The 18,286-nt window shown below is 72.0% G+C and carries 13 protein-coding genes and 2 riboswitches; of the genes, 6 read left to right on the top strand and 7 right to left on the bottom strand.

From position 1 onward, the window contains the following. Positions 1-71: 71 nt before the first annotated feature. From ACZYRU_RS11760 to ACZYRU_RS11735, 6 genes are all read left to right on the top strand, one after another. Positions 72-1,733 carry an ABC transporter substrate-binding protein gene (locus ACZYRU_RS11760; RefSeq protein ID WP_488957282.1) on the top strand — a complete coding sequence of 554 codons (1,662 nt, stop codon included), beginning with the start codon at positions 72-74 and terminating at the stop codon, positions 1,731-1,733. Next, positions 1,730-3,670, top strand: coding sequence for an alpha/beta hydrolase family protein (locus ACZYRU_RS11755; RefSeq protein WP_488957281.1), 1,941 nt, complete (start codon positions 1,730-1,732; stop codon positions 3,668-3,670). Before ACZYRU_RS11760 ends, ACZYRU_RS11755 begins: the two co-directional genes overlap by 4 nt. 1 nt (position 3,671) lies before the next feature. Then, positions 3,672-4,631: an ABC transporter permease gene (locus tag ACZYRU_RS11750; protein WP_488957280.1), complete on the top strand. Its 960-nt coding sequence runs from the start codon at positions 3,672-3,674 to the stop codon at positions 4,629-4,631. Beyond that, positions 4,628-5,461, top strand: coding sequence for an ABC transporter permease (locus tag ACZYRU_RS11745; RefSeq protein WP_488957279.1), 834 nt, complete (start codon positions 4,628-4,630; stop codon positions 5,459-5,461). Before ACZYRU_RS11750 ends, ACZYRU_RS11745 begins: the two co-directional genes overlap by 4 nt. Then, the gene (locus ACZYRU_RS11740) at positions 5,458-7,263 is read left to right on the top strand and encodes an ABC transporter ATP-binding protein (RefSeq protein WP_488957278.1); all 1,806 of its coding nucleotides are present in this window, start codon (positions 5,458-5,460) and stop codon (positions 7,261-7,263) included. The genes ACZYRU_RS11745 and ACZYRU_RS11740 overlap by 4 nt, the downstream gene beginning before the upstream one ends. Before the next feature lie 193 nt (positions 7,264-7,456). Further along, complete coding sequence (locus ACZYRU_RS11735) at positions 7,457-9,109, top strand: ABC-F family ATP-binding cassette domain-containing protein (protein WP_488957277.1); 1,653 nt, start codon at positions 7,457-7,459, stop codon at positions 9,107-9,109. 76 nt (positions 9,110-9,185) lie between these two features. On the opposite strand, the gene glyA is transcribed toward ACZYRU_RS11735, so the two are convergent. From glyA to ACZYRU_RS11700, 7 genes are all read right to left on the bottom strand, one after another. Continuing rightward, positions 9,186-10,463: a serine hydroxymethyltransferase gene (gene glyA / locus ACZYRU_RS11730; RefSeq protein ID WP_488957276.1), complete on the bottom strand. Its 1,278-nt coding sequence runs from the start codon at positions 10,461-10,463 to the stop codon at positions 9,186-9,188. Between the two features lie 26 nt (positions 10,464-10,489). Beyond that, positions 10,490-10,589, bottom strand: a riboswitch (glycine riboswitch). Beyond that, positions 10,590-10,683: riboswitch (glycine riboswitch) on the bottom strand. Positions 10,684-10,726: 43 nt separating this feature from the next. Beyond that, positions 10,727-11,695, bottom strand: a complete 969-nt coding sequence (gene speB / locus ACZYRU_RS11725) for an agmatinase (protein WP_488957275.1) — start codon at positions 11,693-11,695, stop codon at positions 10,727-10,729. Then, a complete protein-coding gene (locus tag ACZYRU_RS11720; protein WP_488957274.1) occupies positions 11,692-13,101 on the bottom strand; it encodes a purine-cytosine permease family protein in 1,410 nt (469 codons plus the stop codon). The genes speB and ACZYRU_RS11720 overlap by 4 nt, the downstream gene beginning before the upstream one ends. A gap of 25 nt (positions 13,102-13,126) precedes the next feature. After that, positions 13,127-14,560 (bottom strand): aminobutyraldehyde dehydrogenase, encoded by a 1,434-nt coding sequence (locus ACZYRU_RS11715; RefSeq protein WP_488957273.1) that lies wholly within the window; start codon positions 14,558-14,560, stop codon positions 13,127-13,129. Continuing rightward, positions 14,557-14,964 (bottom strand): hypothetical protein, encoded by a 408-nt coding sequence (locus ACZYRU_RS11710; RefSeq protein ID WP_488957272.1) that lies wholly within the window; start codon positions 14,962-14,964, stop codon positions 14,557-14,559. Before ACZYRU_RS11710 ends, ACZYRU_RS11715 begins: the two co-directional genes overlap by 4 nt. A gap of 30 nt (positions 14,965-14,994) precedes the next feature. Then, entirely contained in the window at positions 14,995-16,617 is a 1,623-nt protein-coding gene (locus tag ACZYRU_RS11705) for a GMC family oxidoreductase (protein WP_488957271.1), read from the bottom strand. Positions 16,618-16,755: 138 nt separating this feature from the next. Continuing rightward, positions 16,756-18,282, bottom strand: coding sequence for a PucR family transcriptional regulator (locus tag ACZYRU_RS11700; RefSeq protein WP_488957270.1), 1,527 nt, complete (start codon positions 18,280-18,282; stop codon positions 16,756-16,758). Positions 18,283-18,286 lie beyond the last annotated feature (4 nt).

The raw sequence follows: 18,286 nt of genomic DNA, 5'->3' as shown, positions 1-18,286 counted from the left end.
ATGTACTGCTGTATATCGTACGAACCCAATCGGGAACAATTGGTAAACGCGACTCCTCCAAGGCAGGCCCCATGACCCCGTTCGCCCGCGCCACGTCCACCAGCCCTGCCACGTCGGAGAGCCTTGGCTTCAGCCGGCGCCGCCTCCTCCAGGTACTCGGCCTGGCCGGCGGCCTCGCCGTCGCCGGCCCGGCCTTGGCCGCCTGCACCCCGGACGAGAAGAAGGGGAGCGCCGGGACCGGCGGCAGGCTGGACACCCTCACCGTCGCCCTCCCCTCGTCGATCAGCACCCTGGACGTGACGCGCGAGGCGGGCATCATCAACTACGTCATCGCCCTGCTCTGCCTCGAGGGGCTGGCGGCCATCGACGCCGAGGGCGCCCTCGCCCCGTCCCTCGCCGCCGGGTGGACCCAGCCCGACCCGCTCACCTACGTCTACAAGCTCCGCCCCGGCGTCACCTTCTCCGACGGCACGCCCCTCACCGCCGACGACGTGATCGCCTCGGTCGAGGTCAACAGCCGCAAGGGGTCCACCTCCGCGCTGGCCTACGCCTATGCACCGATGAAATCGGTGAAGGCGACGGCTGACGACGAAATCACCTTCACCCTCTCGACGCCGACATCGGGCTTCGGCTGGGTGCCCAGCCCCGGCACGCTGCAGGTGTCGAGCCGCGGCTTCCTCGACAAGCACGGCGACAAGGTCGGCACCCCGCAGGCGCTGATCCTGGGCACCGGCCCGTACGTCGTCACGGAGTTCGCCCCCGACTCCCACGTCGTGCTCGAGCGCAACGACGCGTGGCGGGGCGGCCAGGTCGAGGTCGCCACGGTCCGGCTCGACTTCATCACCGACGAGAACACCCGGCTGCTGGCCATGCGCGACGGCTCCGTCGACATCGCTCTCTCGGTGCCGCCGAACCAGGTCCAGGACTGGAAGTCGATCGACGGGGTCAGCATCGAGACCGCCACCGACAACTCGCTGGTGACGCTGGCCTTCAACACCTCGGTCGCCCCGTGGTCCGACCTCAAGGTCCGCACCGCGGTCGCCCACTGCATCGACCGCCCCGCCGTCGTGGAGAGCGTGATGCGCGGCAACGCCGAGGTCGCGCTGACGATCCCCACGACCGAGCAGTGGGGCGGCCTGCTCGACAAGAACCAGGTCGACGAGCTCTACGCGAGCATCCCGCAGGTCGAATTCGACCTCGACGCGGCTGCCTCGCTGCTCGCGGAGTCCTCCACGCCCGACGGGTTCTCGGCGACGCTCACCTACCCCAACAGCGGACCACTGATCGGCCGCGCGCTGCTCACGCTCGCGGAGAACCTCAAGGGCATCGGCATCGACCTGAAGGTCCAGGAGATCACGCTCGAGCAATGGATCGCGGACCTCGGCAAGCACGCGGGCATCTCGCTCGGCTGGTACTTCCCCGGCACCGGTGACCCCGCCGAGTACGTCCAGCTCCTGCTCAACGGCGCGTACGCCGAGGCCGGTGGCACCAACCTCGCGGAGTACCGCAACGACGAGGTGACCGCGCTGCTGGACCAGGAGGTCGCGGAGACCGACCCGGCCACGCGCGGCGACCTGCTCGGCCGGGCGCTGGTCAAAGCGGCCGCGGACGTGCCCTACCAGCCGCTGTGGTGGGGGAAGACCGCGACCGCGTTCGGTCCCGGCCTGCAGACCGAGGACTTCGGGCCGTACTTCTTCCTCGGTCCGTGGGTCCAGCACGTCAAGCCCGCATGAGCCTTCTCTCCCTGCACGACGCGCTGGTCGGGCTCACCTACCCCGCGTCGCTCACCCTCGACCACACCGGTCGCCGGCTCGCCCTCATCGGCGTGACCGCCGACCCTGCCGTCCAGGTCCTGGACCCGACGCGGCCGGACGCCGCACCGACGCAATGGCCGCTCCCGGCCGCGCCGACGCTCGTCCGCTGGTCACTCGGGAGCGACGAGCTGTGGGTGGTCACCCTGGGTGAGCACGGCGAGCCGACCCGGCTCTCGTTGCTCGCCAGCGACGGCTCGACGATCGTCGCCACGGAGCTCGTGGGCGCGATCGAGGACCTCGTGCCGCTCGGGCCACGCACCGCGCTGCTGCGGGTCGCCGACGTCGGCTCCGAGCGCGACGGCATGAACCTCGGGCTGCGCGTGCGCGGCGCCGTCCCCGAGGACCCCGAGGTACGGCGCGGCAGCGGACTCCCCCTGCGCCGCCTGGTCCGCGTCGAGGTCGACGCCGGTGCCGTGAACCATTCGCCCGTCGACCTGGGTCGCTGGTCGGCGTGGGACGTCCACGCGGTCGGCGACCGCGCCGTCGTGGTGGCCTCCCAGGACCCGGCTCCAGCCGGGTACTACCGGCCCACGCTCCTGCTCGTCGACGGACTCACCTCCGCCCGCGCGACGATGCGCGAGCTCTACCGGACCGACGGCCAGCTGGCCCGCCCCCGACTCGCACCGACGGGCGACCGCGTCGCCGTCATCGAGGGTCAGTCGATCGTCTCGGGCGTCGTGCACGTCCACGACGTGTCCACCGGCACCTGGCGGACCGTCGCCGACCTCGACGACACCACCGATGTCGGCTGGCTCGACGAGGACCGGCTGTGGTTCGCCGGCTGGGAGGATCTCGGAGTGCAGGTCGGTCGGATCGCCGTCCCCGGTCCGGGGGAAGCAGCCACCGTGACCGGTCGCTGGACGCGGCTGGCCAGCATGCACGGCGACGCCGGACAGCCCGCGCTCGCGGTCGCCCCCGACGGCGCCACGGCGTACACCGTCTGGGACGAGCCGGGACAGCCGCCGGAGGTCGTCTCCCTCTCCCTGGACGCGCCGGGCACCACGCGGCTCACCGACCACAACGCGACGCTGCGCGAGCATGCGCCGGAGGTCGTCACCGAGCGAGCGACGTGGACCTCGCCCGACGGGACCGAGGTGCACGGCCTGGTGCTGCGGCCCGCGGCGGCCCGCGGCCCGTTGCCCCTCGTGCTGCTCCTGCACGGCGGCCCGACCTGGCTGTGGTCGGCGGCGTTCGCGCCGGCCGAGTCCAACCAGCTCGCCCTCCCCCTGGCTGCCGCCGGAGCCGTGGTCCTGCTGCCCAACCCCCGGGGCAGCAGCGGTCGCGGCCAGGCGTACGCGACCCAGGTCCGCGGCGACGTGGGCGGCGCCGACCTGGCCGACGTGCTCGCCGGCGTCGACCACCTGGTGGAGCGTGGTGTCGCCGACCCCGCCCGGACCTCGGTCATGGGACTGAGCTACGGCGGCTACCTGTCCGCCCAGGCCGCCGTGACGCAGCCGCGCTTCCGCGCGGCCGTGGTGATGTCGGGAGTCAGCGACTGGCTCGGCTTCGTCACGACGAGCGCGATCGGGGGCGGCTACGACGCCGTCTACCACCCGGCCGGCGACCTCGGCTCGCCCGCCGGCCGAGACGCCCTTGTCGGGCCCTCGCCCCTCTACCGGGTCACCTCCAGCGCCGCGCCCACCCTGTTCCTGCACGGCGCCCTCGACCGGGTCACCCCGCTCGCCCAGGCCGAGCAGCTCTTCGGCGAGCTGGCTCGGGCGGGAGTGGGGACCGAGCTGGTCGTCTACCCGCGCGAGGGCCACGAGCTGATCGAGCCCGCGCACCGTCGCGACGCCGCGGCCCGGGTCGCGAGGTGGTTGCGCGACCACGGCGTGCTCGAAGGCACGGAGGACTGACATGGCCACCGCGTGGGCCCGGTTCCTGCTCGGCCGGCTGGCCGGCACGGCGGTCGTGCTGCTGGTCCTCTCCTTCGGCATCTACTGCCTCGTCTACCTGGCCCCGGGCTCGGTCGAGCACACGCTGCTCGGCAACCGTCCGGCCACGGAGGAGACCCGCGCCGCGATCCGTGCGCAGTACCACCTCGACGACCCCCTGCTCGTGCAGTACTGGAACTGGCTCGCCGGTGCCCTCCACGGCGACCTCGGCACCTCGATCCGCTCGGGCGAGCCGGTCGACGTGGCGATCTCGTCGCGGGCCGCACTGACCCTGCAGCTGACGGCGCTCGGCACGCTGTTCGCGCTCCTGCTCGGGATCCCCGCAGGCGTCGCCGCCGCGCTGCGCCGGGGTCGCGCCGCCGACCAGGGGATCGTCGTCCTGAGCGTCGCGGGCCTGAGCGCTCCGCCGTTCGCCGTCGGCCTGCTGTTGCTCGGCCTGCTCGCGGTCAGACTGGGCTGGTTCCCCGTGTACGGCGCCGGCGACGGCGGACTCGACCGGTGGTGGCACCTGGTGCTCCCCGCGGTCGCCCTGGCGATCGGCGGCGCCGGCCTGCTGGTCCGCTTCACCCGGACCTCGCTCGTGCGTGAGCTCGACCAGGACTACGTCGTCTTCGCCCGGGCCCGCGGCCTCGGGGGCGTGCGGGTGCTGCGCTACGCGCTGCGCAACTGCGCCGTGCCGATCCTGACGGCGACCGGGCTGGTCCTCACCTCGATCCTGGTCGGGTCGGTGCTCGTCGAGGTGGTCTTCGCCCTGCCGGGCCTGGGCTCGCTGCTGGTCGACTCGGTCACCTTCAAGGACGTGCCCGTCGTGCAGGGAGTGGCGCTGCTGCTCACGATCCTGATCGCGCTGGTCAACCTCGCCGTCGACGCGGCGTACGCCGCCGCGGACCCGCGGGTCTCGCTCGTGAGGAGGAAGCGATGAGCATGCCGCTGCGCCCCCGCCGGTGGCCGGGCACCGTCGTCGCCGTGGGCCTGGTCGTCTCCGGGCTCGCCCTCCTCGCCGCGCTCATCGGTCCGCTGCTCCTGCCCGACGCCACCCAGCAGGACGTGCTGCTCGGCGTCTCGCGCCCCAGCGCCGCCCACCCGCTCGGCACCGACGACCTCGGGCGCGACGTCCTGCAGATGGTCGCCGTCGGCGCACGCAGCTCCGTGCTCGGCGCGCTGCTCATCGCCGCAGGCTCGCTGCTCCTGGGCCACCTGATCGGCCTGCCCGCGGGCTACCGCGGCGGCTGGGTCGACCAGGTCGCGATGCGCTGGACCGACCTGATGTTCTCCCTCCCGGCGCTGCTCGTCGCCATCGTCGTCACCGGCGTGGTCGGCGGCGGCTACCTGCTCGCCGTGCTCACCCTGGTCGTGCTGTTCTCGCCGGGCGACACGCGCGTGGTCCGTGCCGCCGTGCTCGAGCAGCGGCAGCGGCCCTACGTCGAGGCGGCCAGGCTCTCCAACCTGCGCGACCGGACGATCGCACTGCGCTACATCTGGCCCAACATCGCCCCGGTCGTCACCGGCAACGCCTTCCTCAACTTCGGCTTCGCGCTCGTCGCGCTGTCGTCGCTGTCGTTCCTCGGTCTCGGCATCGCGCCCGGATCGGCCGACTGGGGCCGCATGCTCGCCGACAACCGCAGCCTGCTGCTCTCCAACACCTGGGCCGTTGTCGCGCCCGGCCTGGCCATCATCGTCACCGCGGCGGCCGTCAACGTCGTCGGCGACTGGCTGCACCGGCGCCTCGACGAGAGAGGACTCCGACGATGACCGCACTCTGTGTCGACGTACGCGGGCTCCGGGTGCGCATGCCCGGTGCCGACGGGACCGACCGGATCCTCGTGTCGGGCGTCGACCTCGCGCTCGCACCCGGCGAGTCGCTCGCGATCGTGGGCGAGTCCGGGTCCGGCAAGAGCCTGACCGCGCGCTCCCTCCTCGCCCTGCTGCCGTCCGGGCTGGTCGCCGAGGGGCACGTCGAGGTCGCCGGCACCGTCATCGGCGCCGACCCCCGGCTCGCGCGCCCGCTCCGCGGGCGCCGGATCGCGCTGCTGATGCAGGACCCCTTCACGATGCTCAACCCGTTGCGCCGCGTCGGCGCCCAGCTCGCCGACGGGATGCCGCGCGAAGTACGCCGCAACCGGCGTCGGCGACGCGAGGAGGTCGCCCGGCGGCTCGAGGAGGTCGGCCTTTCCCCCGACGTCGCCGACCGCTACCCGATCCAGCTCTCGGGCGGCATGCGACAGCGGGTCGGCATCGCCGCCGCCCTGGTCAGCGATCCCGAGGTGCTCGTCGCGGACGAGCCGACGACCGCGCTCGACGTGACCACCCAGCGCGAGATCCTGCGCCTGGTCCGCCGGATCCAGCACGACCGCGGCATGTCCTTCGTGATGATCACCCACGACCTCCGCGTCGCGTTCTCGATGTGCGAGCGCGTGATGGTGATGTACGCCGGCAGGATGCTGGAGGTCGGGCCGACGGCCCAGGTCCAGGCCGAGCCGCGCCATCCCTACACGGCGGCGCTCCTCGATGCGGAGCCGCCGGTCGACGAGCGGCTCGCGTCGCTGCCGGCGCCGCCCGGGTCGGTCCCGGCGCACGACGAGGTGGCCGACCGCTGCCCGTTCGCAGACCGCTGTGCGCACGCGACCACGGTCTGCACCACCGGACCGCCGCCGCTCGTCGAGGTCGATGCGGGCCACCTCAGCGCCTGCGTGCGCATCCGAGAGCTCGGGCCGCTGCGCCGCGACCGCCGCGACCGCCGCGAGGCCGAGGTGCCGCCCGCACTGGTGGCCGCCAGCGACCGGGCGCTGCTGCGCGTGACCGGTCTCGGCAAGTCCTTCCACGGCTCCGCCTCGCCGGCGCTCGAGGACATCGACCTCCACGTCGCCCGGGGCGAGACCGTCGGCCTGGTCGGCGAGTCCGGCTCCGGCAAGACGACGCTCGCCCGCTGCGTCGTGGGGCTCGAGACGCCGACCGCCGGCACGATTGAGCTGTCCGGCCGGACGTTCCCGTCGTGGGGCGACCTGGACACGGGTGAGGCGAGCCGACTGCGCGGCGTCGTCCAGATGGTCTTCCAGGACCCGTACTCGAGCCTGCATCCCGTGCGCCCGGTCGGCGCGACGCTCGCGGACTCGCTGGCGGCGTTCGGGCGCCCGCACGGCGCGTCCGACGTCGCCGCGCTGCTCGAGCTCGTCGGCCTGACGCCGGCTCACGCACGGCGGCGGCCCGCGGCCCTGTCGGGCGGGGAACGCCAACGCGTCGCGATCGCCCGTGCGCTCGCCCCCGAACCGGAGCTGCTCGTCTGCGACGAGTCAGTGTCGGCGCTCGACGTCTCGGTGCAGGCCCAGGTCCTCGACCTGCTCGCCCGACTCGTCCGTGAGCTCGACATGGCCCTGCTCTTCGTCACGCACGACCTCGCGGTCGTCCGGCAGGCGACGCAGCGCGTCTATGTGCTCCGCGGCGGTCGGTGCGTCGAAGCGGGGAGCACCTCCCAGGTGCTGGACGATCCCACGCACCCGTACACACAAGAGCTGCTCGAGGCGGTCCCGCGCGAAGACCGGCACTGGCTCAGCTGAGCGCGCGGACACCAGGGCACAGCCGACCGCAGATCCCTTGCGGCCCAGACCGGAGTCGGACCGGTCACCGCTGCGCGGCCATCTCGTCGACAACTCTGCGGGTCCTGGCCAGCGGCGGGTCGTCGCCGACGCCCGAGCGGTATCCGATGAGGGGCGCCGGATTCCGTCGCACCAGGGAAACTACGATCGCCCCATGAGCGCCACCCTCGTTGCCAAGAACCTCGCCGGGGGCCACGCTCACCGCACCCTGTTCGAGTCCCTCGACCTCACGGTCGCACCGGGCGACGTGGTGGGGGTCGTCGGCGCCAACGGCGCGGGCAAGACAACGCTGCTGCGGAGTCTCGCCGGTGAGCTCGCACCGCTCGACGGCTTGGTCTCCACGGCCCCCTCCGACGCGTTCGTCGGGTGGCTCCCCCAGGAGCACGAGCGGCTCGAGGGCGAGACCGTCGGTCAGTACGTCGCCCGCCGCACCGGAGCCGCGTCGGCGACCGACGCGATGGAGGCGGCTGCTGCGGCGCTGGGTGCCGGTGACGAGTCAGCCGCCGTCGCGGATGCCTATGCCCACAGCCTCGACCACTGGCTGGCCAGTGGCGCACCGGACCTCGACGAGCGGCTGCCGCCGATGCTGGCCGACCTCGGGCTGGACGTGGGTCCGGATGCGCTGATGACCTCCCTGTCGGGAGGGCAGGCGGCTCGGGCAGCACTGGCGGTGCTGATGCTCAGCCGGTTCGACCTGGTACTCCTCGACGAGCCGACCAACGACCTCGACCTCGCCGGGCTCGAACGGCTGGAGACGTTCGTGCGCGGACTGCGTGCGGGCGTCGTACTCGTGTCCCACGACCGCGAGTTCCTGTCGCGGGTCGTGACCCGGGTGGTCGAGCTCGACATCGCGCAGCACCAGGTGGCCGTGTACGACGGCGGGTACGACGCCTTCCTCGAGGAGCGCGCCATCGCGCGGCGGCACGCCCGGGAGGCCTACGAGGAGTTCGCCGACAAGAAGGCCGACCTGGTCGGCCGGGCCCGGGTCCAGCGGGAGTGGAGCTCCCAGGGCGTGCGCAACGCGATGCGGAAGTCCCCCGACAACGACAAGATCCGGCGCCGGGCGCAGTCGGAGTCGTCCGAGAAGCAGGCGCAGAAGGTCCGCCAGATGGAGTCCCGGATCGCGCGTCTGGAGGAGGTCGAGGAGCCGCGCAAGGAGTGGGAGCTGCGCTTCTCGATCGCCGCCGCGCCACGGTCCAGCTCGGTCGTCGCCACCCTCGACGAGGCAACGGCACAGCTCGGCGACTTCACGTTCGGACCGGCATCGCTGCAGGTCAGCGCCGGCGACCGGATCGGCATCGTCGGCCCCAACGGCGCCGGCAAGTCCACGCTGCTGCGCCTCCTCCTGGGCCGGCTCGTCCCGGACGCCGGTCGGGCCAGCATGGGTGCCTCGGTCGCGGTCGGCGAGATCGACCAGGCCCGGACCGGCCTCGACGACGACCTGGCCCTCGGCACCGCGTTCGAGCACGCCATGCTGGACATGGCTCCGGCCGACGTACGCACCCTGCTGGCGAAGTTCGGCCTCAAGGCCGACCAGGTCACCAGCCTCGTCGGCCGCCTCTCCCCCGGCGAGCGCACCCGCGCCGCGATGGCGCTGCTGCAGGCCCGCGGCGTCAACCTCCTCGTCCTCGACGAGCCGACCAACCACCTCGACCTGCCGGCGATCGAGCAGCTCGAGCAGGCCCTCGACTCGTACGACGGCGCGCTGCTCCTGGTCTCGCACGACCGCAGGCTGCTCGACAACGTCCGGCTCGACCAGCATTGGCAGGTCGCCGACGGTCGGGTCACCGCCACCCAGCTGGCCTGACCCGGGTCCTCACAAGACGCCTTGTGGAGTCATCCACTCGCATGACGTGCGAGCAGATGACTCCACAAGGGACAGATCACAGCCCCGGGTAGAGCGGGTACGCCGCAGCCAGCGCCGCGACCCGGTCCCGCAGCTTGGCAGCGACCGAGTCGTCGTACGACGGCTTCAGCGCCTCCGCGATGATGTCGGCGACCTCCGCGAAGGCCTCGGCACCGAACCCCCGCGTCGCCAACGCAGGCGTGCCGATCCGCAGTCCCGAGGTGACCATCGGCGGGCGGGGGTCGAAGGGGACGGCGTTGCGGTTGACGGTCAGGCCGATGGAGTGGAGACGGTCCTCGGCCTGCTGGCCGTCCAGCTCGGACGCGCGCAGGTCGACGAGGACCAGGTGCACCTCGGTGCCCCCGGTCAGCACCGAGACACCCGCGGAGACCACGTCCGGCTGGGTGAGGCGCGCGGCGAGGATGCGGGCCCCCTCCAGGGTCCGCTCCTGACGCTCCCGGAAGGCCGGCGAGGCGGCCATCTTGAACGCCACCGCCTTGGCGGCGACGACGTGCTCGAGCGGGCCGCCCTGCTGGCCGGGGAAGACCGCCGAGTTGATCTTCTTCGCCAGCTCGGCCTTCGACAGGATCACGCCACCGCGCGGACCGCCGAGCGTCTTGTGCGTGGTGGTGGTGACGATGTCGGCGTGCGGGACCGGGCTCGGGTGCAGGCCGGTCGCGACCAGGCCGGCGAAGTGGGCCATGTCGACCATGAGGTACGCGCCGACGAGGTCGGCGATGCGGCGGAACTCGGCGAAGTCCAGCTGTCGCGGGTACGCCGACCACCCGGCCACGATCAGCTTCGGCCGGTGCTCCAGGGCGAGGCGCTCGACCTCGGCCATGTCGACGCGGAAGTCCTCGGCGTCGACGTGGTAGGCGACGACGTCGTAGAGCTTGCCGGAGAAGTTGATCCGCATGCCGTGCGTCAGGTGCCCGCCGTGGGCGAGGTCGAGGCCGAGGATCGTGTCACCCGGGTCCAGCAGCGCGAACATGGCGGCGGCGTTGGCCTGGGCGCCGGAGTGCGGCTGCACGTTGGCGGCCTCGGCCCCGAACAGCTCCTTCACGCGGTCGATCGCGAGCTGCTCGATGACGTCGACGTGCTCGCAACCGCCGTAGTAGCGGCGGCCCGGGTAGCCCTCGGCGTACTTGTTGGTGAGGACCGACCCCTGGGCCTCCATGACGGCGACCGGGGCGAAGTTCTCCGAGGCGATCAGCTCGAGCGTGCCCTGCTGGCGGGCGAGCTCGGCGCTGATCGCCGCGTGGACGTCGGGGTCGTAGTCGGCGAGGTTCTGGTCGAAGGCGTCGTTCGTGGACATGCGGAGGCTCCCGTCGTGGTGGTGGGCCTCCCCGCTCTGTCATCGGTGCCTGAGAGCTTCACCGCGGCAGCGGCTTGCACCTTGGGCGCAGGACCGGTCATGGAGGTCCTGTCTTTCCAGAGTCGCCTCGCACGAGCAGTGACGGTGCCTGAGAGTTTCTCGGGGAGAGTTGCTCCTACGGCGCCCCGCTCGGTGGCGAGGTCTCTCCTGCTTCGGCTACGAACGGCAGATCTTCAGTTGTGACGGCGTCAGGATGGCACGCCTCAGGACACGACGGAAGAGGGCGTCTTGCTCATGAGGGTGACCAGGTCGAAGGCGACCGTCGCCGCCGCGACGCAGGTGATCTCCGCGTGGTCGTAGTCGGGAGCCGTCTCGACGACGTCGGCGCCGATGATGTTGAGCCCGTCCAGCCGGCGCAGCACGTGCAGCAGCTCGCGGCTGTTGAGCCCGCCCATCTCCGGCGTGCCGGTGCCGGGCGCGAAGGCCGGGTCGAGCACGTCGATGTCGATCGAGATGTAGACGGGAGCGTCGCCGACCCGCTGCCGGATCTGCTCCGCGGCCCCCTCGACGCCGAGGAAGTCGAGGTCGCCGGCGCGGATGATCCGGAAGCCGAAGGATGCGTCGTCGACGAGGTCCATCTTGTCGTAGATCGGGCCGCGGATGCCGATGTGGATCGACTTGTCCTCGGCGAGCAGGCCCTCCTCGAAGGCCCGGCGGAACACGGTGCCGTGGGTGATCGGCGCCTTGAAGTAGGTGTCCCAGGTGTCGAGGTGGGCGTCGAAGTGGATCAGCGCGATCCGCCCGTGCTGGGCGTGCGCGGCCCGCAGCATCGGCAGCGCGACGGTGTGGTCGCCGCCGAGGGTGACGATGCGGCGGCCGGCCTGGCCGTGGACGTCGCGGGCCATGTCCTCGATCTGCTGCATGGCCTCCTCGATGTTGAAGGGCGTGCAGGGCACGTCGCCGGCGTCGACGACCTGGATCTCGTCCAGCGGCGCGGTGTCGAGCTCGACGTGGAACCGGGGCCGCAGGTGGCGCGAGGCCTGGCGGATGCCCATCGGGCCGAACCGGGCGCCGGGCCGGTAGGACGTACCGCCGTCGAACGGGACGCCGAGGATCGCGACGTCGTAGTCCGGCACCGACTCGATCAACGGGATCCGCGCGAAGGTGCCGAGACCGGCGTACCGCGGGACCTTCGTCGCCTCGAGGGCGCCGATCGGCTGGTGCTTGCTCATGCGGAGATCTCCGTTTCGGGGGTGAGGACGTGAGCCGGCTGCTGGCGCCAGGCGCGGAGCAGTCCGAGGTAGATGAAGGCGGTGGCGATGCTCCCGACGATCCAGGAGGTGTCGACGGCGCCGGTCTGCTTCGCGATCGCGCCGACGTACAGCGTGGTCGACATGAACGGGATCTGGACGAGGCAGCCGAGGACGTAGCTGAGCAGCGCGGGGACGTTGAACGAGCCGTAGCCGCTGTTCGGGTCGCTGAAGGAGCTCGGGTCGTAGTGGCCCTTGTGGACCAGGTAGTAGTCGACCAGGTTGATGATGCTCCACGGCACCAGCAGGTAGGCGAGCACCAGGATGAAGTTCGTGTAGTCGGCCATGAAGTCGTCGGAGACGGTCGTGGAGGCGACGAACACGGCGATCGCGAGCACGCCGGCGACGATGTGACGGGCCGAGGCGCGCGGCGCCCACTTCAGCTTGAAGGTCTGGATGCAGGTCAGCACGCACAGCGACGAGCCGTACATGTTGATCACACCGGCGTCGATCGCGCCGAGGAAGAACGCCAGCATCACGAAGACGAACACCGGCTTCGGCATGATGTTGTCGAGGTCGGCGAGCACGCCGTCCGCGCCGAGCCCCGCGACCAGGAAGGCACCGACGGTCATCGCCCCGATCACACCGAGCACGGTGCCGGCGTAGGTGTACCAGAACGCCGCACGGGTGCCGGTGCTCGAGGGCAGGTAGCGCGAGTAGTCGGAGACGTACGGCGCGTAGGACAGCTGCCACACACCGACCACCGAGGCCATCCCGAGGAAGCCGGCCCAGCTGAACGAGCCGCCCGCGGCGGTGATGCTGGCGCCGCCGTCAGCGGCCTCCATGCCGGTGTAGACGAGGGTGAGGACCAGGGCCAGGCCCGAGAGCCAGACCATGATGCGGTTGAAGCGGAGGATGAGCTGGTAGCCGACCACGACGGCGGTCAGGGTCAGCGCGGTGCTGAGCAGCAGGCCGGCGGTGTGGCCGAGCCCGGTGAACACCGCGCCCAGAGTCTGTTGCGCCAGCACCATCAGCGACACGATCCAGCCGACGTAGATCAGCACCACGATCACGGTGATCGGCACCGAGCCGTACATGCCGAACTGCGCCCGCGCCTGGATCATCTGGGGCACGCCGAGCTTGGATCCCTGGGCGGAGTGCAGCGCCATGAACACCGCGCCCACGAGGCTGCCGCTGACGATCGCGAGGATCGTCGAGCCCACGTCGAGGCCGAAGATGGTCGGCCCCAGGAGGCCGGTCACCACGGCGAGCGGGATGATCTGGACGGTGAACCAGAAGGAGAACAGGTGCTGGACCTTGCCGGTGCGCTGCGACTCCGGCACCGGTTGGATCGTCAGGCCTTCGACGAGCGTGCTTTCCTGCGACATGGCGGTGTTCCTTCGCTGCTGAGGGTCACGCGTGGTGCTTGACCATGACGTGCTTGGTGCGTGAGTAGTCGTCGAGCGCGTACGCCGACAGGTCGCGGCCGTAGCCGGATGACTTGAAGCCGCCCCACGGCATCTCCGTGGCGAAGGCGAGGTGGTCGTTGACCCAGACGGTCCCGAAGTCCAGCCTGCTCGGAAGGCCCGCTGCCCGGCGGGCGTTCTCGGTCCACACCGAGGCCGAGAGGCCGTACGGCGTGGCGTTGGCCGCGGCGATCGCCGCGTCCTCGTCGGTGAAGGTCTCGATGGTGACGACCGGGCCGAAGATCTCCTCGGTCGTGCAGGCCGCACCGTCGGGGATGTCGACGAGCACGGTCGGCTCGACGAAGAAGCCGGGCCGGTCGGGCACCGTGCCCCCGACGGCGGCACGGGCGCCGTCGGCGTACGCCTTCTCGAGGGCGGCGACGACGCGGGCGTGGTGCTCGCGGGAGACGAGCGGTCCCATCTCGACGTCCTCGCCGTCGGTCGGAGCGCCGACGACCATCGCCTCGACCCGCTTGACGAGGCGGTCGACCAGGTCGTCGTGGACGGCGGCGTCGACCAGCACCCGGCAGGCCGCACCGCAGTCCTGGCCGGTGTTGCCGAAGCCGGCGAACACGATGCCGTCGGCGACCGCGTCGAGGTCGGCGTCGGCGAAGACCAGGACCGGTGCCTTGCCGCCGAGCTCGAGGTGGACCCGCTTGAGGGTGGCGGCCGCGGCGGCGGCGACGGCCTGGCCGCTGCGCACGCTGCCGGTGACCGAGACCAGGTCGATGCCGGGGTGGGTGGCGATGGCGGCGCCGACGACGGCACCGTCGCCGGTGACGACGTTGAGGACGCCGGCCGGCAGCACGTCGGCGACCAGCTCGGCGAGGCGCAGCGTGCTGAGCGGGGTCTGCTCCGAGGGCTTGAGCACGCAGGTGTTGCCGGCGGCGAGGATCGGCCCGAGCTTCCAGGCCGCCATCAGCAGCGGGTAGTTCCACGGCGTGATCGCGCCGACCACGCCGACCGGCTCGCGCAGGATGGTCGAGGTGCTGCCCTCGACGTACTCCCCCGCCGCGAGAGCGACCTGCGCGCGGACCGCGCCGGCCATGAACCGGAAGGTGTCGGCGGTGCCGGCGACGTCGTCGGCGGCGAGGCCCTGCGGCTTGCCGGTGTTGCGTGACTCCAGCTCGGCGAGCTCGGCCGCGTGCTCGTCGACCACCGCGGCGATGGCGAGGAGCGCGTCGGCGCGGTCCTTCGGCGTACGCCGCCCCCAGTCGGCACTCGCACGACGGGCCGCGCCGACTGCTCGGTCGACGTCCGCGGCGGTGCCGCGACGGGCGTGGGCGATGACCTGCTCGGTGGACGGATCCACGACCACCTGGGTCGCAGGTCCGTCGCCCTCCCAGGCGGCGCCGTCGATGACGTGGGACAGGACGGTCACGACAGGTCCGCTCCGTGGATGTCGAAGCCGCGGTCGACGACGACCTCCAGCATGTCGACGTAGGTGTCGATGTCGTCGTTGGCCTGGCGCGGGGCCGGGCGGTAGTTGAGCGCCTGCTGCACCTGCGGGCTCTGCAGGTAGGCACCGGAGACCAGCGTCGACAGCGCCTCGAACTCGGCGATGTGGGTGGTGGAGATCAGGTCGAGCGCGGCCTCGGCATCCAGGCCGTCGGCCAGGTCGAGGGCCCGGGTGAAGGCGGGCACCAGGTCGGGGCGGAACCCGAGCGCGCGGTCGATCAGGTCGGTGGGTACGCCGGCCGCCGACGCGGACGGGAAGGCACCCGAGCCGGGGATGAGGACGTCGGCCAGGATGGCCAGGCGGTCACGGGCGGTGGGTTCGAGCATCACGGTGTCCTTTGCTGTCCGTCGTGGCCGTCAGGAGGCGGAGACCTGGTTGGACCGGTTGTCGGCGAGGTGACGGGCGGCGCGCAGCGCGACCGCCATGATCGTCGCGGTCGGGTTCACGCCGGTCGACGTCACGAAGTTGCTGCCGTCGAGGACGAACAGGTTCGGGATGTCGTGCGAGCGACCCCACTGGTCGACGACGGAGTCCGTGCGGTCCTCGCCCATCCGGGCGCTGCCGAGCAGGTGCCAGCCGCTGTCGCGGACCACGCGGTCGACGTGGATGCTGACCGCACCGGCGGCCTCGTGGGCCTCGACGGCGCGGGCGATGTGGAAGTCGAGCAGCCGGTCGTTGTTCTCGGTGATCCGGTAGTTGATCTTGGCGGCCGGGATCCCGTCGGAGTCGGTGAGCTCGGGGTCCAGGACGACCTCGTTGCTCTCCTCGGGCAGGTCCTCGGTGGTGATGCCCCACTCGAGGGTGCGGCCGAAGGTGCTGCTGAGCTTGTCGTGGAAGCTGCTGCCGAAGCCGTCACGCCAGTCGGTGCCAGGCTCCCAGAGCACGCGGTTGAGCGGGCCGGGGGTCGGCATCAGGTTCCACTTGCCGCCGCGTACGAAGCCGCGGGACTCGTCGGTCTCGTAGAACTCCAGCGACTGCAGCGACTGACCGGCCGGGCCGAGGTGGCTCTCGAGGTCCTCGTCGTAGGTGCCGTAGACCGAGGCGTAGGGGTGGATCATCAGCCGCTTGCCGACCAGGCCGGAGGAGTTGGCGAGGCCGTCGGGGTGCGCCGAGCTGGCCGAGTTGAGCAGGATCCGCGGGGTGCCGATGCCGTTGGCGGCCAGGATCGTGATGCCCGCGCGCTGGTGGTGCCAGTGGCCGTCGCGGTCGACGTACTCCGCACCGGCGACCAGGCCGTTCTCGTTGGTGGTCAGCGTGCGGACCCGGGCGCCGGTGATGAGCACCGCGCCGGCGGCGATCGCGTCCGGCCAGTACGTGAGGTCGGCGCTGGCCTTGGCGCCGGCCGGGCAGCCGGACTCGCAGGCGCCGTACCGCTGGCAGGCGGGGCGGTTGCGGAAGGCACGCGACGAGATCGCGTTGGGCGCCGGCCACCAGTGCCAGCCGAGCTTGTCCATGCCGCGGGCCGCGCGCAGGCCGGCCTTGCCGATCGGCAGCGGCGGCAGCGGGAAGGTGTGGGCGTCGGGGTACGACGGGTCGCCCTCGAGGCCGGAGGCGCCGATGTGGTGGGTGACCTCGTCGTAGAACGGGCGCAGGTCCTCGTAGGTGAACGGCCAGTCCTCCGCCACCCCGTCGAGCGTCTTGACCCGGAAGTCGGACGGGAGGGCGCGCACCCAGTGGCCCGAGTAGAGGATGCTGCTGCCGCCGACGCCGTTGAACAGCAGCGGCTCGAGCGGGCTGTTGTCGGCGTTGATCGGGTAGTCGGCGTCGTTGCCGCGCCGGTTGGGGCTGGGGTGCCACTGCTTGAGGCGAGCCAGCTCCCAGGAGGGCTTGTCCCCGGTGAAGTCGTCGGGGAGGTTCCAGTCGCCCTGCTCGAGGCAGACGACCTTGAAGCCGCGCTTGGCCAGCTCGTACGCCGCCACCGCGCCCGAGGGGCCCGCGCCGACGATCAGGACGTCGGCGTCTTCGACTGCTGCCTGCACGTTCACACTTCCTCTGCGGATCGGTGGTCCCCGGTTTCCCGGTGTGACCAGACTGCCTGCGACCCAGGTCACAGGTCTGCCCACGATCCGCCACACCCGGCACGAGAGGTTTCGTGCGATCGCACAACCGGGTGCGGGTCAGGGACGAGCTGCCGGCCCCTTCGCGGGCGCGATCAGGGACTGCGCCCGCAGCGCGAGCCAGAGCTCGGCGATGTCCGCGGTCTCGCTGGTGGTGCGGCCGGTGATCTCCTCGACCTTGCGGATCCGGTAGAGCACCGTCTGCCGGTGCACCTGGAGCGCGTCGGCGGTGCGCTGCCAGGAGCGCTGGTGGCCCAGGAAGGCGTCCAGGGTGGCGAGCAGCGGGGTGTCGTGGACGCGCTCGTACTCCAGCAGCGGCCCGAGGACCCGGGAGACCAGCGCGGCGGCGTCGTCGAGCCCGCCGACGCCGACGATCGGGCTGGCGTCGCCGTAGTGGAAGGTGCGCCCGACCGAGCCCTCCGCGGCCCGCAGCGCCCACGCCGACTCGCGCAGCGCCTCCGGTGCCCGGTCGACGTTGCGCAGCGGGGCGCTCACGCCGATCAGGGCCTGGGGGCCGAGGTCGGCGCGGAACACGTCCTGCACCTCGGTGGCGGGTGGCGCGAGCACGTAGAGCACGCCGGAGCGGTAGGTGACGACGTGGCCGATCCCGTTGCGCCACAGGGCGATGTGGACGTCGCGCAGCCGGCCGACGTCGTCGCCGCTGACGGCGTACAGGCGCGACTTCGCGGGGTCGACGCCGAGGCCCTTGAGCTGGCGGCCGGCGGCCCGCGCCTCGACCCGACCCTCGAGCAGCTGGGCCAGCAGCTCGGCGCCGATCCGCCGCCGGTGCTCGTTGGCCACGACGCTCTGGGACAGCTCGAGGGCGAGCACGGTGACGGCGTGCTGCATGAGGATCGCGTCGACCGGGCTGCGGCCCTTGGAGACCAGCACCATCAGCGCGCCCTGCTGGGTCGGGATGTCGATCAGCCGCAGGTCCCGCCCGTCCGCCAGGGGTACGACGAGCGCCCCGGCCCGCAGGTCCGCCGTACCGCGGGTGATCTCGTGCAGTGCGTCGGCGAGCACCGGGTCGAAACGCGGGTCCTCGGGGTACCACGGCTCCCCCGACTCGCGGTGGCACACGTGCACCTCGCAGCCGAGGACCTGGGCCAGCGGCTCGCGCAGCACCGAGGTGCCCTCGTGGGTGCTGACCATGCGCTGCACGGTCCGGTAGATCTTCTCGGTGCGCACGAGCCGGTCGGACTGCTCGAGCAGGTTGGCCGCGGCGACCGCCTGGGAGATCGCCACGAACGGCATCGGGTACTCCACCGACAGCACGCTGAGCCCGAGCCGCTCGCTGGTGGCAAGCAGCTCGTCGGTGAGCGGAGGGCAGTACATCTTCTCGCCGATCGCGAGCGCGCTGGCGCCCGCCTCGTCGAGCTTCTCGATCAGCTCCTGCTGCTCGGCGCCGCCCTCCGGGAAGGACATGCCGTTGGTCAGCAGCAGCTCGCCGCCGGTCAGCCAGCGCCACGGCTCGGGCAGGTCCGAGCCGTGCGTCCAGGACACCGAGCGGCCCACGCCGCCCTTGCCCGAGACCAGGTGCAGCCGCAGGTGCTGCATCTCGAGCAGGTCCGCGACGGTGATCGCCATGGGG

This window comes from Nocardioides sp. F233, assembly GCF_057813895.1.
The sequence above is the reverse complement of the archived record's forward strand: the minus strand, read 5'-3'. Positions and strand labels throughout refer to the sequence as shown.